Source organism: Anaeromyxobacter sp. K (genome assembly GCF_000020805.1).
Lineage (GTDB): Bacteria > Myxococcota > Myxococcia > Myxococcales > Anaeromyxobacteraceae > Anaeromyxobacter > Anaeromyxobacter dehalogenans.
In genome coordinates, this window is record NC_011145.1 from 2,266,053 (window position 1) to 2,278,997 (window position 12,945).

At 73.8% G+C, this 12,945-nt stretch carries 15 protein-coding genes and 1 tRNA gene; 4 read left to right on the forward strand and 12 right to left on the reverse strand.

The genetic code is table 11. The annotated features are described in order from the left end of the window. Positions 1–6: 6 nt before the first annotated feature. The 11 genes from ANAEK_RS10100 to ANAEK_RS10155 form a co-directional block, all read right to left on the reverse strand. Positions 7–513: a hypothetical protein gene (locus ANAEK_RS10100; protein WP_012526044.1), complete on the reverse strand. Its 507-nt coding sequence runs from the start codon at positions 511–513 to the stop codon at positions 7–9. 3 nt (positions 514–516) lie between these two features. Next, positions 517–690: a hypothetical protein gene (locus tag ANAEK_RS23005; RefSeq protein WP_012526045.1), complete on the reverse strand. Its 174-nt coding sequence runs from the start codon at positions 688–690 to the stop codon at positions 517–519. 145 nt (positions 691–835) lie between these two features. Continuing rightward, positions 836–2,011 (reverse strand): hypothetical protein, encoded by a 1,176-nt coding sequence (locus ANAEK_RS10105; RefSeq protein ID WP_012526046.1) that lies wholly within the window; start codon positions 2,009–2,011, stop codon positions 836–838. Between the two features lie 379 nt (positions 2,012–2,390). Further along, positions 2,391–2,684, reverse strand: a complete 294-nt coding sequence (locus ANAEK_RS10115; protein WP_012526047.1) for a hypothetical protein — start codon at positions 2,682–2,684, stop codon at positions 2,391–2,393. Next, positions 2,681–3,313 (reverse strand): hypothetical protein, encoded by a 633-nt coding sequence (locus ANAEK_RS10120; protein WP_012526048.1) that lies wholly within the window; start codon positions 3,311–3,313, stop codon positions 2,681–2,683. The genes ANAEK_RS10115 and ANAEK_RS10120 overlap by 4 nt, the downstream gene beginning before the upstream one ends. Positions 3,314–3,520: 207 nt before the next feature. After that, complete coding sequence (locus tag ANAEK_RS10125) at positions 3,521–4,351, reverse strand: hypothetical protein (RefSeq protein WP_012526049.1); 831 nt, start codon at positions 4,349–4,351, stop codon at positions 3,521–3,523. 236 nt (positions 4,352–4,587) lie between these two features. Next, positions 4,588–4,890: a helix-turn-helix domain-containing protein gene (locus ANAEK_RS10135; RefSeq protein WP_012526051.1), complete on the reverse strand. Its 303-nt coding sequence runs from the start codon at positions 4,888–4,890 to the stop codon at positions 4,588–4,590. Continuing rightward, positions 4,887–5,087: a helix-turn-helix domain-containing protein gene (locus ANAEK_RS10140; protein ID WP_012526052.1), complete on the reverse strand. Its 201-nt coding sequence runs from the start codon at positions 5,085–5,087 to the stop codon at positions 4,887–4,889. The genes ANAEK_RS10135 and ANAEK_RS10140 overlap by 4 nt, the downstream gene beginning before the upstream one ends. A 70-nt stretch (positions 5,088–5,157) precedes the next feature. Beyond that, positions 5,158–5,805, reverse strand: coding sequence for a hypothetical protein (locus tag ANAEK_RS10145; RefSeq protein ID WP_012526053.1), 648 nt, complete (start codon positions 5,803–5,805; stop codon positions 5,158–5,160). Positions 5,806–5,928: 123 nt separating this feature from the next. Then, positions 5,929–7,101: a tyrosine-type recombinase/integrase gene (locus ANAEK_RS10150; protein ID WP_012526054.1), complete on the reverse strand. Its 1,173-nt coding sequence runs from the start codon at positions 7,099–7,101 to the stop codon at positions 5,929–5,931. A gap of 128 nt (positions 7,102–7,229) precedes the next feature. Then, positions 7,230–7,303, reverse strand: a tRNA-Met gene (locus tag ANAEK_RS10155). A gap of 222 nt (positions 7,304–7,525) precedes the next feature. Between ANAEK_RS10155 and ANAEK_RS10160 the strand changes: the two genes are divergently transcribed. From ANAEK_RS10160 to ANAEK_RS10175, 4 genes are all read left to right on the forward strand, one after another. Continuing rightward, the gene (locus ANAEK_RS10160) at positions 7,526–9,292 is read left to right on the forward strand and encodes a methylmalonyl-CoA mutase family protein (RefSeq protein WP_012526055.1); all 1,767 of its coding nucleotides are present in this window, start codon (positions 7,526–7,528) and stop codon (positions 9,290–9,292) included. A 26-nt stretch (positions 9,293–9,318) separates the two neighbouring features. Then, complete coding sequence (locus tag ANAEK_RS10165; RefSeq protein WP_012526056.1) at positions 9,319–10,107, forward strand: class I SAM-dependent methyltransferase; 789 nt, start codon at positions 9,319–9,321, stop codon at positions 10,105–10,107. After that, positions 10,104–10,526, forward strand: coding sequence for a cobalamin B12-binding domain-containing protein (locus tag ANAEK_RS10170; RefSeq protein WP_012526057.1), 423 nt, complete (start codon positions 10,104–10,106; stop codon positions 10,524–10,526). Before ANAEK_RS10165 ends, ANAEK_RS10170 begins: the two co-directional genes overlap by 4 nt. A 159-nt stretch (positions 10,527–10,685) precedes the next feature. Continuing rightward, positions 10,686–11,855, forward strand: coding sequence for a C45 family autoproteolytic acyltransferase/hydolase (locus ANAEK_RS10175; protein WP_012526058.1), 1,170 nt, complete (start codon positions 10,686–10,688; stop codon positions 11,853–11,855). 8 nt (positions 11,856–11,863) lie between these two features. On the opposite strand, the gene moaA is transcribed toward ANAEK_RS10175, so the two are convergent. Then, positions 11,864–12,868 carry a GTP 3',8-cyclase MoaA gene (gene moaA, locus ANAEK_RS10180; protein ID WP_012526059.1) on the reverse strand — a complete coding sequence of 335 codons (1,005 nt, stop codon included), beginning with the start codon at positions 12,866–12,868 and terminating at the stop codon, positions 11,864–11,866. Positions 12,869–12,945: the final 77 nt, after the last annotated feature.

The window sequence follows — 12,945 nt, forward strand, 5'->3', positions numbered from 1 at the left end:
CCTCCGCTACCAGATCACCGCTACCGAGAACTCGCAGTCCTCGTCGGCGCCGGCGGCGTTCTTCGTGACCACGGTGAAGCCGCCCGCCGCGCTGGGGCCGTCGAGGTAGACGAAGCCGGCACCCTCGCTCACGCGCGTCAGGAGCACGGCGTAGGCGCCCGTCGGAGCCGCCGGCGCGATGGCGAGCGAGTACCGGCCTGCCGCGATCCGCGTCGGCGTGATGGTCGACCCGCCCGGCGCGCCGCCGCGCAGTCCGATCGATCCGTCGAGGCCGACCCGGGCCCAGAGCCGCAGGCGCGCGGGGTCGCTGCGGATGCCCGCCGTGATCACGTCCCGGAGCTGGGTGTTCGTGGGCTTGTCGAGCGCGATGCCCGCGCCCTCGACGACGGCCGCGATCTCCTCCTGCACCGCGTTCATCCAGTCGGCCGTCACGATGGTGCCGGGGACACCCTGCGTCGGGTCGCCGGCGCTGAACCTCCCCGCGACGTTGTCCGCCCCGTCGATCCTGTGCATGGCCTACTCCTCCGCCTTGCTGGTGGCCTCGTCCGCCCCGCCGGGCGCCGCGGGCTCCTGGCTGGTGGTGCGGACCACGTGCGTGCCGGCGCGCCCCGTGCCTGTGCGGAACAGGTGGTCCATGGCCGGCGCCGGGTCCTGCTGCTGGGTCTGCTGCTCGGGCTCGAGACGGTGCATCGGTGGCGCTCCTGGTGGAGAAGGGGAAAGGCGGCTCCCGCACAGGCTCAGAAGGAGAGGGAGCCGGGGCGGGTTCGAGGCCGGCCGCGCGACCTCACCGCGAGCTCGACTGGCGTGCCGAGATGCGCGCCGGTCGGGCGGAGGGCTACGCGCCGGGGAGCGTGACGGCGGTCCGGAAGTCGAACGCGCCCACGGCGAAGTCGAGGAGGCAGCGCCACCGCGTGCCGTCGTACGAGCCCTGCGGCAGCGTGCTGATGAGCGGCCCCTCCTGCCCGTTCAGGAAGCCCACGGCGAAGGTCGGGTTGAGCGTCGGGTCGGCGAAGACGTAGCTCCGCGTCCCCGTGAGGTGGCTGGCGCCCACGACGTCTCCGAAGATGCCGAGCAGCGGGTTCCCGACGCCGCTGTTCTTCCCGGTGGTCGGGTCGGCGGTGCTCGTGTTGAACTGCCTCACCGTGGGCGCGAGCTTCACCGGGCCGAGCCAGACACGCGGCGCGAAGTTCAGGGCCGACCCCTGCGGATCGGTCTGCCCCGCGAGGAGCGCCATCGCTTCGCCGAACACGTCGACGGACAGGGCGCCGGCGCCGCCGACGTTCTTGTGGTCCGCGTGGAAGAGGGCCTTCGTGTCGGCGAGCGTCGGCCCCATGCCGGCGTTCGCGCGCACCAGGTCGAAGGCCGCCTTCTCGATCGTGCGCGCCGCCGCTTCCCCGATCGCGCTCATGAGCTCCCGAAAGATGCTCAGATCGTCATTCACGATCGCCTTGCGGGTGAGCCCCACGATGTTGCCCTTGGTCCCGAGCGTCAGATCGGCCGCCTCGCCGTCCGGGATGTTCTTGAACTTGATCTCGCCGCCCTCGGGCGCGTCGTCGAGGGTGCCGAACGAGCCCGCCCGGTAGAACTTCGCCTTGCGAAAGTCCTGGAGGCTCTTGATCCCGCACCAGCGCCTGAACGTCGCGGGCGTCGCGGCGTAGAAGCCGAGGCTGATGTTGCGGGCTGCGCTCTCGAGCAGGATCGCGAAGTCGCTGGTCGTGTTCGAGCCCTCGCCGCGCACCTCGAGGGCGCGCTTCACCACGTCGATGGCCGGGCCGCCGGACGCCTTGCCGGCGCGCTCCAGGCACCCGCGCGCCAGGTCGGACAGCGTCCAGCCGGCGAGGTCGCCGGGGCCCTCGCCGACGTCCCGCAGCTGATCGGCGAAGGGACCGTCCTTCGCCGCCTGGCGAACGAGCTGCATGTGCCCCGCGCGCGTGATGATCGCGGCGGCGCCGGCCCGGATGAACTTCTCGCGGTCGGTCTCGCCCGCTTCGAACTGGTAGATCGAGGTCATGGTGTGAGTCTCCTGGCTTCCAAGGGAGCACCGTGCCGTCTGACACCGCGCGGCCGCGCTGTCAGAATCCTTCGGACCTGCCGCGGTGCCAGCGGGCGAGGGAGAACGGCCACGGCGCTGGCGACCGCGGGCGCCTCTGGAACGCGAGGCAGCGGCCGCCCGGACAGCGCGCGGCCGACGAGGTCGGCGAGCCGCGCCGCCTTCCACTCGACGGAGCCTCCGATCTGGTCCGCTGCTGCCCGCAGCCGGGTGTCGCGGACCTGGCGTCGATCGGGGAGCGGGACGCGCGTCCACAGCGCCGCCGCCACCTGGACGGCGAGCTCCTGGTCGAGGCCCCGGGCCTCCCGCTCGAACCGCTCCGCCAGCGCCGCGCTCGAGATCACGCGCCGTACCTCACCGCCCGCTCCGCGAGACGGGCCTCGGCGCGCTCCGAGTCCGCTTGCGCCTTCGCCACGGCGGACGGGTACTTCGCCCCGAGCTCGGCGACTGCCCAGCGCAGGGCGTTGATCTGACGCTCGATGGAGGACGCCACCGGACCCGACGCCCTGCCGACCTCGATGCGTCGGCGCAAGTGGGCCTCGAGCCTGAGCAGCGCCGCGAGGCGACGCCGGGCCCCGCTCTGGCTCGTGCCGCGCTCGCCGTTGGTCGCCGGGACCTCGATCGGCGCGCTCACGGCTTGGCCCCGCCGCCGGACGCGAGTTCTTCGAGCGCGCCATGCTCGGCCTGCCAGGTGACCCATCTTTCGATCGACTCCCGCGCTGCTCTACGCGCCTTCTGGCGGTTCGTGTCGTGGCCAGCGTCCTCGTCCCCGATGGCACGCATCAGCGAGCCGGCGATCCACGAGCCCCCGTCCCCGTCGGCGCCCGACTCGAGGTCGAGCGCTTCGGCGATCTGCGCGATCGTGGGCGGATAGCCGGCGCGCTGCAGCGCGCCGGCCGCGGCCGCGACGGCATCGGGGAGGGCCTCCGCGACGATCTCGCGCTCGTCCGCCTGGAGCGTCGCGACGACCTCGAGGAGGCGCGCGACGAGGCGCTGCACGTCGGCCGCGGGGAGCTCCGGGAGCGGCCTCTCGTCGTCGGCTGGAGGCGCCTTCTCGAGCTGGAGGCGGGCCTCGACCGCCGCGGGGTGCCGTGGCAGCTCCGCGTTCCGCCACTCCTCGAGTCCGACGGTTCGGTCGATGTCGACCACGCGCCCGCGCTCGTCGCGGCGCACGGACCGGCGCAGGCGACCCCCGGGGCCCGCCGCCTTGCTGACGGCCTGCTTTGATGCTTTCACGAGGGCTGCGAATTCAGCCAATTTCACGCGTTTTCCTTTCTGGCCGCACTGGCGGTCAATGGAGGACCCGTCAACCCGTCAACCGTCAACTTCGAAATTCCGCTGTAACTACCGCAACAACGCGGTCATTCGCACCCGCGGTGTAACCCCCTCAGGAAGAACCTACGGCACCCCGACCAGGGGGGGCGGGCGGATCCCCGACGCCGCGCGGCCGCCCATCACGCGCCTCGGGCGTCATGCGGTGGCGCCCTCACGCCGCGGTGGCGGCGGCATGTCGCGCAGCAGTTCGACGACGTAGGCCATGGAGGACGGGCCCGGATCTCCCGCCATCAGGCGCGGCAGCAGCGTCTCCCGCGTCCACGCGAGCGCGGCCTCCAGGCCGTGAGCCTCCAGAATCTGCTCGAGCTCGCCTCCGACCTTTGCCGAGCTCCCGCGCTTCGCCACCACGAGGCCGTGCCCCAGCCATCCGAGAAGGTACTCACGGAACTGCGTCCCAAGGGCGCCGAGCGGGCTGAGCTTGGCTTCTTCGCGCGCTCGTGCGCGTAGCTGCTGCTGCTCAGGTGGAGCGGGTGGATCAGGTAGAGTTACAACAGGTGTAATGGTGCCGCTGCCCGGTGCCGGTTCCTGTGCCGTTGGCTGTGCCGCGGGCTGTGCTGTCTGGACCGATGCGGGCCAGAGAATCTCCCGGAAACGCAGGAACCTAACGATGGTCGCGGGTGTGCTGGTACCTGTGCCGGTTCGCGTGTCGCTTGCCGTGCCGGATCGGTGTGCCGGCCGGATCTGCACCCAGCCATCCCGTTCCGCCCTCGCCAGGGCGCGACGGCGCAGGGCCACCTCGCCGTCCTTGGCGAGCTCCGCATCGAGGGCAACCCGCCCCCACACGCGCGGCGAGCGGTACGAGATCAGCGCCTCGCCGGTGTCGAGCGCGATGCCGTCCACCACGCCCGGCGCCGCGCGCGCGAGCTGCGCAACGCGGAGGAGCGTCTTCCCGTAGTCGCCCGGGAGCGCGAGCACGTAGTCGACCAGCGGGGCGGGCAGGGCGAGGAAGGGCGGGCGCTCTGCCATCGTCTATCGCTCCACGCGCCCCGCGCCCGCCACGTCGGACCGTCGCCCCGGGGCAGGGTCCGCGGCCGCGCTTCGGCCGTGCGGCAGGCCGCCGCTGATGATGGCGTCGAGCCCGCCGTCGGCGCGCACCAACCAACGATCGCCGGCGTCGCCGACGAAAACCGCATGGACGGGCAGGGCAGCCTCGCGGAGCCCCACCGCGCGTCGGGCCGCCGCTGCCACGATCACGGCCCCACTCACGGCTCGACTCCGAGCGCGCGGATGCGGGCGCCCACGCCCGGCGCCGGCGCGGCGCGGCGCGGGTTCGACCGGGCGCGCGACGGCTTCCCGCCGACGGTGAAGCCGTCGCGCGCGAGCTCCAGGACCTGCTCGAGCGGGATGCGCTGGCCGTTCCCCCAGGGCACCGGTCGGAGCAGCCCGCGCCGGATGAGCTCGTGCAGCGTCGCCCCGCGGTCGACGCGGAGCAGCCTCGCCGCCTCGCGGAAGGTGAGCGCGAGGGCGATGCGTTCGCCCAGCGCGTCGGTGCGCGCCCGCTTCACGGCTGCAGCTCCGCGGCAGCCACCCCGAGCACCGCCGCGAGCTTCGCGGCAGTCGCGGCGCTGACCAAGCCGGCGCGCTCGGCGAGGTACAGCGTGCTGCTCGAGAGGCCGGCCTTGACGGCGAGCTGCTCACGGGTCAAGCCGGCGCGCTCGCGGGCGGCGCGAACCGGGTTCTTCGTGTTTGGTATCGAAGTCATACGCGAAGGGTGCCGAAACCCTGCGCGCCTGGAATCCGACGAAACCCCGAAATCGACGGGTCGCGGACCCCTATTTCTTCCGACGCATGCGGTCGTCGATGCGCTTCACCGGATCGGCGCCTGTGTCGTCGACGCTCGCTCGTTCGATCCCGAGCTCGTGGAGTGCCTGCATCGCCGTCTTGTGAGGGAAGCCGCGCGCGCCCAGCACCGCGTTCAGGCTTCGGGCCGCCACGTCACGCGGACGTCCTGGGCCGGGCGCGCGGACGTGGCTGGGCATCATCTGCTCGGCGGAGGGCACGAAGCGAGCGACCTCCGCCAGCCTGATCGCTACCTCGTCGAGCTGGTCCGTGGTGAGCGCGCCGACCGTACCGCCCTCCGCGAAAGCCAGGGAGAGCAGGCTGCGCCAGCGCCGAGGGAAGGCGGATAGCAGCTCGCGGCGAGCGGCGCCCGAGTCGCCTTCCTCGCCCATCGCGCGGCGCACCCATCCGTCGGCTTCGGCGATGCTCCGCGCGTCGAGGGTCTCGCCTGCGAGGCCGACGAGGGCGCCGAGGCGCGCGCGCCGACGGAGCTCGTCGCCGAGCGCCGCGACAGCGTCGCTCGCCCGCTGGAGATCGTTCGCCCACCTGGCGACGCACGCCCGCTCGAGCCACCGCCGCAGCGCGAAGTCGCCCAGTGCGTCGGCGATCGAGCCGAGACCCGCTGTGGTGTTCCGCGTCATCCGCCTCCCGAGAAGCGGTCCCGAGCGAAGTTGAAGGCGGCGGGGGCTGGCGCCTCGGGAAGCGCCGGGGTCCGTCGACCCTGCCCCCTGCCGTGCCTGCAGCCTACGCGGCGGGTCCGACGCTCACGCCAGCGTCGGCACCTTCGTCGGCGCGCTGTGCGTCGCGTAGAACTTCCGCGTGGTCCTTGGCGAGCGGTGCCCGAGGAACGCCGCGACCTGGGCCGGGTCGGCGCCGGCGTCGATCGCCCAGGTGGCCACGGAGTGCCGCAGCCGGCCGGGGGTGAAGGGCGGGATGCCGGTCCCGCCGTCCGGCCGCTTCACCACCGCGCATGCGGCGCGCACCGCTCGGTCGTACCACTCGCGCGAGAACCCGTCGGGCGGGCGCCGCCCGGGCGCGGGTTTCCCGCCGGCCGCCCGCACGCGGGCCTCGTAGATCTTCGCCTTGTTCTCGGCGCGCACCTTCGCCATCCGCTCGGCGTGCGCGCGCAGCCGCTTCGCCGCCTCGAGCGCTTCCGCGCTCACGCGCGTCCGCTGCGGCTCGCCGCTCTTCCGCATCGGGCAGACGACCACGCCGGCCACGCCCTCCTGCTGTACGTGGCGGGGGAGGGGCTCGATGGTGCCCTCCGCCGCGAAGCGGACGATCTCCGTCGTGTGCCAGCCGGTGCCGGCCTGCAGCGTGAGTGCGTCACGCCAGGGCGCCGTGAGGTTCTCGATCACGAGCAGCACGTGGTCGCGCGGGACCACCTTGGACTTCGTGAGCTGGGCGGCGCGCGCCTGCGGGACCTTGAGCTGTCCGAAGACGGGGTCCTCGGCGGTGGTCACCCGGTGCACCTCGGTCCGGAGCCAGGTGTAGAGGCCTTTCAGGATCGCCGTCCGGTGGTGGCGCGAGGTGGCGCCCTTCAGCGGCGGCAGCACGTGGTCGAGCAGGCTCACCTTGCGCAGGTCGATCCCCTCGAGCCGATCGGCCCACCAGGCCAGGATGTTCTTCTGCTTCCGCCGCCAGCCGACCGAGTTGCCCTCGCTCTTCGAGAAGGCGAGGTACTCCTGCACGAGCTCGTCGGTGAGGAACAGGCCCTCGCGCGGCGCCTCGCCCCGCGGGTCATAGCCCTCCGGGTCGGCCTGGAAGCGGCGGAGCTGTTCGAGCGCCGAGGCGATGTTCGTGGCGCCGGTCGCGATCTCGTACCGCTGTCCCCGGATGCTCTGCCGGATGTGGAAGGTTCGCCGGCCGGAGGCGTCGCGCCAGATGCGCAGTCCCCGCACCTCGCATGGCTCCCAGTGGCCGCCCGTGGCTGTCATCGCACGCCTCCGCGCCTGGGGAATGGCTGGGGAATGGCGTACACCACCGCTCCGACACCAACGAAAACGGGCACCCCGGGTGCTCCGGAAGTGCCCGCCGTTTCTATCGTATTCGTGGTGCTGTGGAGTGGTGAGGGGGAGAATCGAACTCCCGACCTAGGGATTATGAGACCCTCGCTCTAGCCGACTGAGCTACCTCACCGGTCCTGCGGAACGCGGGTTCATATCCCTCTCGCCGGGAACGCGTCAAGCGCGGCGCGCGCCCGGCCGCCTGGTGGCGGGGAGGGCGCCGGCCGCCGACGCCGCGGCGCGGCGCGGGGGCGTCCGCACCGCGGGTCCCGGCGGCCCCGCGAGGCGACCTGACCTGCCGTCCTCCCTCGGGTTAGATCAGCGAGGCAGCCAGCGCTCACAGCGAGGGGAATCCATGGGCTCGAAACCGGCGAAGGACCAGACGCGGCGGGTGGAGAAGCGGGGCGACACGCCGAAGGCGCCGGATCGCGCCGAGCGGCCGCTGTTCGCCCGCGACGAGATCGCGCGGGTGCTGGAGGCCCGGGACCGCTGGACGCAGGAGGAGCTGGCGGAGGCGCTCGCGCGCCTGCCGCGCCGCAAGGCGGCCTTCCAGACGGACTCCGGCATTCCCATCCCCGACGTGATCGACCCGGCCCACCTGCGCGAGCACGACTTCCTGCGCGACGTGGGCTACCCGGGCGCGTACCCGTTCACGCGCGGTCCGCAGCCGACCATGTACCGGGGCCGGCTCTGGACCATGCGCCAGTTCGCGGGCTTCGGCACGCCCGCCGACACGAACCGGCGCTTCAAGTACCTGCTCGAGCACGGCGTGAACGGGCTCTCCACCGCCTTCGACATGCCGGCGCTCATGGGCTACGACGCCGACCACCCGATGAGCCGCGGCGAGGTGGGCAAGGAGGGCGTCGCGATCTCCACGCTGGAGGACTTCGAGATCCTGTTCGACGGGATCCCGCTCGGCGACGTCACCACCTCCATGACCATCAACGCGACCGCGGTGATCGCGCTCGCGATGTACGTGGCGGTGGCGGAGAAGCAGGGCGTGCCGCGCGCGAGGCTGGGCGGCACGCTCCAGGCGGACATGCTGAAGGAGTACATCGCGCAGAAGGAGTGGATGATCCCGCCCACGCCGGCGGTCCGCATCGTCTGCGACATGATCGAGTTCTGCGCGAAGGAGATGCCGCGCTGGAACCCGGTCTCGATCAGCGGCTACCACATCCGCGAGGCGGGGGCGACGGCGCTGCAGGAGCTGGCGTTCACGCTCGCCGACGGCATCGAGTACGTGCAGGAGTGCGTGGACCGCGGCATGGACGTGGACGCGTTCGCTCCGCGCCTCTCGTTCTTCTGGGACGTGCACAACGACCTGTTCGAGGAGGTCGCGAAGTTCCGCGCGGCGCGCCGGATCTGGGCGCGGACCATGAAGGAGCGCTTCGGCGCGAGGAAGCGCGAGTCGCTGCTGCTCCGCACCCACGCGCAGACGGCCGGCGTCTCGCTCACCGCGCAGCAGCCCTACAACAACGTGGTCCGCGTGGCGCTGCAGGCGTTCGCGGCGGTGCTGGGCGGCACGCAGTCGCTGCACACCAACTCGCTCGACGAGACCTACGCGCTCCCCACCGAGGAGGCGGTCACCGTCGCGCTCCGCACCCAGCAGATCATCGCGCACGAGTCCGGCGCCGACCGGGTGATCGATCCGCTCGCCGGCAGCTACTACGTCGAGTACCTCACCGACGAGATGGAGCGGCGCGCCGTCGAGTACCTCCGCCGCATCGACGACATGGGCGGCATGCTCCGCGCGGTGGAGGAGGGCTACCCGCAGCGCGAGATCGCCGAGAGCGCCTACCGCTGGCAGCGCGACGTGGAGAGCAACGAGCGGCTGGTGGTCGGCGTGAACGCGTTCCAGGCGCGCGAGGAGCAGCAGATCCCGCTGCTCCGCATCGACGAGACGGTGGCGCGCGAGCAGGTGGAGCGCCTGAAGGCGCTGAAGGGCCGGCGCAGCGCCGCGCGGGTGGCCGAGACGCTCGCGGGCGTGGAGCGTGCGGCGCGCGAGGGGACGAACGTGGTCCCGCCGGTCATCGAGGCGGTGAAGGCGTACGCGACGCTGGGCGAGATCGCCGACACCTTCCGCAAGGTCCACGGCACCTACCGCGAGGACGGCCGGTTCTAGGCCGGCGCTTCCGGTACACTGGCCGGGTGGACGGCTCCCCGGCGCCGCACTGGTCCGACGGCTACTACGGCCCGCTCTACCTGGAGCCGGTCGCGGACCTGCTCACCCCGGGCCTGACCGCGCTCGAGGCGGACGTCATCGCCGGCCTGCTCCGGCTCGGCCCGCGCGACCGCGTGCTCGACCTCGCCTGCGGGCACGGGCGCCACGCCCGGGCGCTGGCGGGCCGCGTCCGGGCGGTGGTCGGGCTCGAGCGCAGCGCCGCGTACCTGGCGCGCGCCCGGGCCTCGTCACCGGCGCCGGGCGGGGCGCCGGGCCCGGCCTGGCTCCGCGCCGACCTCCGCGCGCTGCCGCTGCGGCCGGGCGCGTTCGACGCCGCGTTCTCCTGGTACGCCTCGCTGTTCATGTTCGACGACGCGCGGAACGCCGCCTGCCTGGCGGCGCTGGCGACCGCGATCCGGCCGGGCGGGCGGCTCCTCGTCCACCACGCGAACCCGCTCCGGCTCGCGCTCCAGCCGCGCGACGCGTCGCGTCGCACCCTGCCGGACGGCTCCGTGGTGGAGGAGACCTCCGAGTTCGATCCCGCCACCGGCGTGGACCGCTGCCACCGCCGCCTGGTCCGCCCCTCCGGCGCGGTGTTGGCGGGCACGGCGGAGTTGCGGTACTACAGGCCTTCCGAGTGGAGGTCCCTGGCCGCTGGCGCCGGCCTCCGCGTCCTGGAGCTGACGAGCACGACCGGCGCGGGGGAGCACCCGGGCCGTGAGCTGGATCCCGAAGCGCCGGATCTCATCGCCCTCTTGGAGAAGCCGACCACATGAGCCCCGCCACCGAGCGCCCCCTCCGCATCCTCGTCGCCAAGCCCGGCCTGGACGGCCACGATCGCGGCGCCAAGATCATCGCCCGCGCCCTGCGCGACGGCGGCTTCGAGGTCATCTACACCGGCCTGCACCAGACGCCGGAGATGATCGTGGCCGCCGCCGTCCAGGAGGACGTGGACGCGATCGGCCTGTCGATCATGTCGGGCGCCCACATGACGTTGTTCCCGGCGGTGATCGAGCTGCTGAGGGAGAAGGGCGCCGCGGACATCGTGGTGTTCGGCGGCGGGATCATCCCGCAGGACGACGTGCCGCGCCTGAAGGAGAAGGGGACGGCCGAGGTGTTCCTGCCCGGCTCCTCCACCCAGGCGATCATCGAGTGGATCCGCGCGAACATCCGTCCGCGCGCCGCGGCCGCCTAGGCGCGAGCCGACCCGCCCCGCCCGGCGAGGCCCGCTCCGTGCCGCCGGGCGCCCGCCCGGCCGCCCGCCCGCGCGCGGCGTCGCACGCGTTCGGCAGTGACCCCATCGGTGCCCACGGAGCGCACTCCGCCGGCCTAGTGTCTCCTGCGGGAGGCGCTCATGCCTGCACGCGTGGAGGAGCGGCTCGTCGCGGGCGGCGAGGGCGGCGCGCTCGTCGTCCACCACCTGGTGCTGCGCGGCTCGAACCGCGCCATCGGCCACCACCTCGGGGAGATCGCCCGGACCCGCTACGGCCTGGAGGCGACCGCGGCGCGCGATCCGCTGCGCGTCCGCGTGCAGCAGGAGTGGCTCCGCCGGAACGCGCCCGTGCTCCACGAGCGCGTGCGCGGCGCCGCGGACGCGCTCGGGGTGGACGCGGACGACGACGCCTACGACGTCTCGCGCCTCGGGGCGCCGCCGCCGGTGGCGGGCTGCTCCGCCGCGTTCGTCCCGCCGCGCGACGCCGCCGCCGGCCACCCGCTCGTCTCGCGCGCCTTCGACTTCGCGCTGCCGTGCGGGCGCGGACCGCGGGGCAGCGGGCCGGGCGCCGACCGGCCCTACCTGCTCGAGCTGCACCCGACCGACGGGCACGCCACGCTGGCGGTGGTGGCGTTCGACCTGCTGGGCGGCGCGCTCGACGGGATCAACGCGGAGGGGCTGGTGGTGGTGGCCGCCTCCGACGTGGAGGCGGCCGAGGCGCGCCCGCTCGAGCCGGAGGCGGAGACGGTGGGCCTCGACGAGCTGCAGCTCGGGCGGCACCTGCTCGAGACCTGCGCGAACGCGATCCAGGCGCGCGAGGCGCTGCTCGCGGCGAAGCACCACTACGCCGCGTACCCGGTGCACTGGCTGGTGGCGGACCGCCACGGCGACGCGTTCGCGTTCGAGGTGGGCCTGGGCCGCAACCGCGCGCACCTGCTGGACGCGGCCGGCCTCCCGCTCGTCCTCACCAACCACGCGCTGCACCGCCACCCCGAGCGCGAGCCGCTGCCGGCGGGACCCGGCCCGGCGGGCACCTACGCGCGGTGGCGCGCGCTGCGCGGCGCGCTGGCGGAGGCCTCCGAGCCGTGGACGCCGCCGGCGCTCGCCGCCGCGGCGGCGCGCGCGTTCGTGGAGCCGCCGGGCGGCCCCGGCGAGCTCACCGACGAGCGGACGCTCTGGCACGGGGTCTACGACCTGCGGGAGCGCGCGCTCGAGGTGACGTTCTTCGAGCGCGACGAGCCGGATCCGCTCCGCCGGGGCGGGCTCCGCTCGGTGCGCACCCCGCCGCTCCGCTTCGAGCTGCGGGACTGACGACCGCGCTACCCGCCGGTGCCGATCATGGGCAGCAGCCCGTCGCCGCCGCGCTCCATGTCGTGGCGCTCGCCCTTGCCGAGCAGCGCCGCGCGGATGGCCGCGGCGATGTCCGCGTCGCTGGCGGCGCCGCGCAGCAGCTCCTTCAGCCCGAGCCGCTCGCGGCCGCCGAGGCAGGCGCGCAGCGAGCCGTCGGCGCCCACCCGCACGCGGTTGCAGCCGTCGCAGAAGTTCTCGGTCATCGCGCCGATGAAGCCGACCAGGCCGGTGACGGTCCGGCCCTCGTGCTCGGAGGTGCCGCGCATGTGGTAGGCGGGCCCCCAGCCGCGCGTCGCGTCGGGCTCGAGCCGGATGCCCTGCGCCTCGAGCAGCCGCTTCACCTCGGCGGTGGGCACCGGCTTCCCGGGGCCGAACGGCATCAGCTCGATGAACCGAGCGGTGGCCCCGAACCCCCAGGCGAAGCGGGCCAGCGCGCCCAGCTCGTCGTCGTTCTGCCCGCGCACCACCACCACGTTCAGCTTCACCGACGCGAAGCCGGCGCGGTAGGCGGCCTCGATCCCGGCCACGATCCGCTCCAGCGTCGCGGCGCGGCCGGCGATGCGGTGCAGCTTCTCCGCGTCGAGCGTGTCGAGCGAGACGTTGAGCCGCGTGACGCCCGCATCGCGGAGCGGGCCGGCGAGCGCCTGGAGCAGGTGGCCGTTCGTGGTGAGCGCCACCTCCTCGATGCCGGGGGCGCGCGCCACCTCGCGGATGACGTCCAGCACGTCGCGGCGGAGCGTGGGCTCACCGCCGGTCAGGCGCACGCGCCGGATGCCCAGGCCGCCGAAGATGCGGACCAGCCGCGCGACCTCGTCGCGGGCGAGCGGATCCTCGTGCGTCTCCGGCGCGGCCGGCGAGCAGTAGCTGCACCGGAAGTTGCAGCGATCGGTGAGGGAGAGCCGGAGGTAGACGATCCGGCGGCCCTGGCCGTCCACGAGCGGCGGGTCGGCGGGGGAGGGGTGTTCCTGGAGCACGGCGCCTCATACCACCACCGCGGGGGGAGGAGAAAGCGACCGGGACGCCTGCGCGGCCGCGCACAGCCGCGCCCTCA

Excerpts from the sequence above, each read along its gene's own strand:
- ANAEK_RS10100 (WP_012526044.1), bottom strand. The coding sequence starts at position 513 with ATGCACAGGATCGACGGGGCGGACAACGTCGCGGGGAGGTTCAGCGCC.
- ANAEK_RS23005 (WP_012526045.1), bottom strand. The coding sequence starts at position 690 with ATGCACCGTCTCGAGCCCGAGCAGCAGACCCAGCAGCAGGACCCGGCG.
- ANAEK_RS10105 (WP_012526046.1), bottom strand. The coding sequence starts at position 2,011 with ATGACCTCGATCTACCAGTTCGAAGCGGGCGAGACCGACCGCGAGAAG.
- ANAEK_RS10125 (WP_012526049.1), bottom strand. The coding sequence starts at position 4,351 with ATGGCAGAGCGCCCGCCCTTCCTCGCCCTGCCCGCCCCGCTGGTCGAC.
- ANAEK_RS10140 (WP_012526052.1), bottom strand. The coding sequence starts at position 5,087 with ATGACTTCGATACCAAACACGAAGAACCCGGTTCGCGCCGCCCGCGAG.
- ANAEK_RS10145 (WP_012526053.1), bottom strand. The coding sequence starts at position 5,805 with ATGACGCGGAACACCACAGCGGGTCTCGGCTCGATCGCCGACGCACTG.
- ANAEK_RS10150 (WP_012526054.1), bottom strand. The coding sequence starts at position 7,101 with ATGACAGCCACGGGCGGCCACTGGGAGCCATGCGAGGTGCGGGGACTG.
- ANAEK_RS10160 (WP_012526055.1), top strand. The coding sequence starts at position 7,526 with ATGGGCTCGAAACCGGCGAAGGACCAGACGCGGCGGGTGGAGAAGCGG.
- ANAEK_RS10170 (WP_012526057.1), top strand. The coding sequence starts at position 10,104 with ATGAGCCCCGCCACCGAGCGCCCCCTCCGCATCCTCGTCGCCAAGCCC.
- ANAEK_RS10175 (WP_012526058.1), top strand. The coding sequence starts at position 10,686 with ATGCCTGCACGCGTGGAGGAGCGGCTCGTCGCGGGCGGCGAGGGCGGC.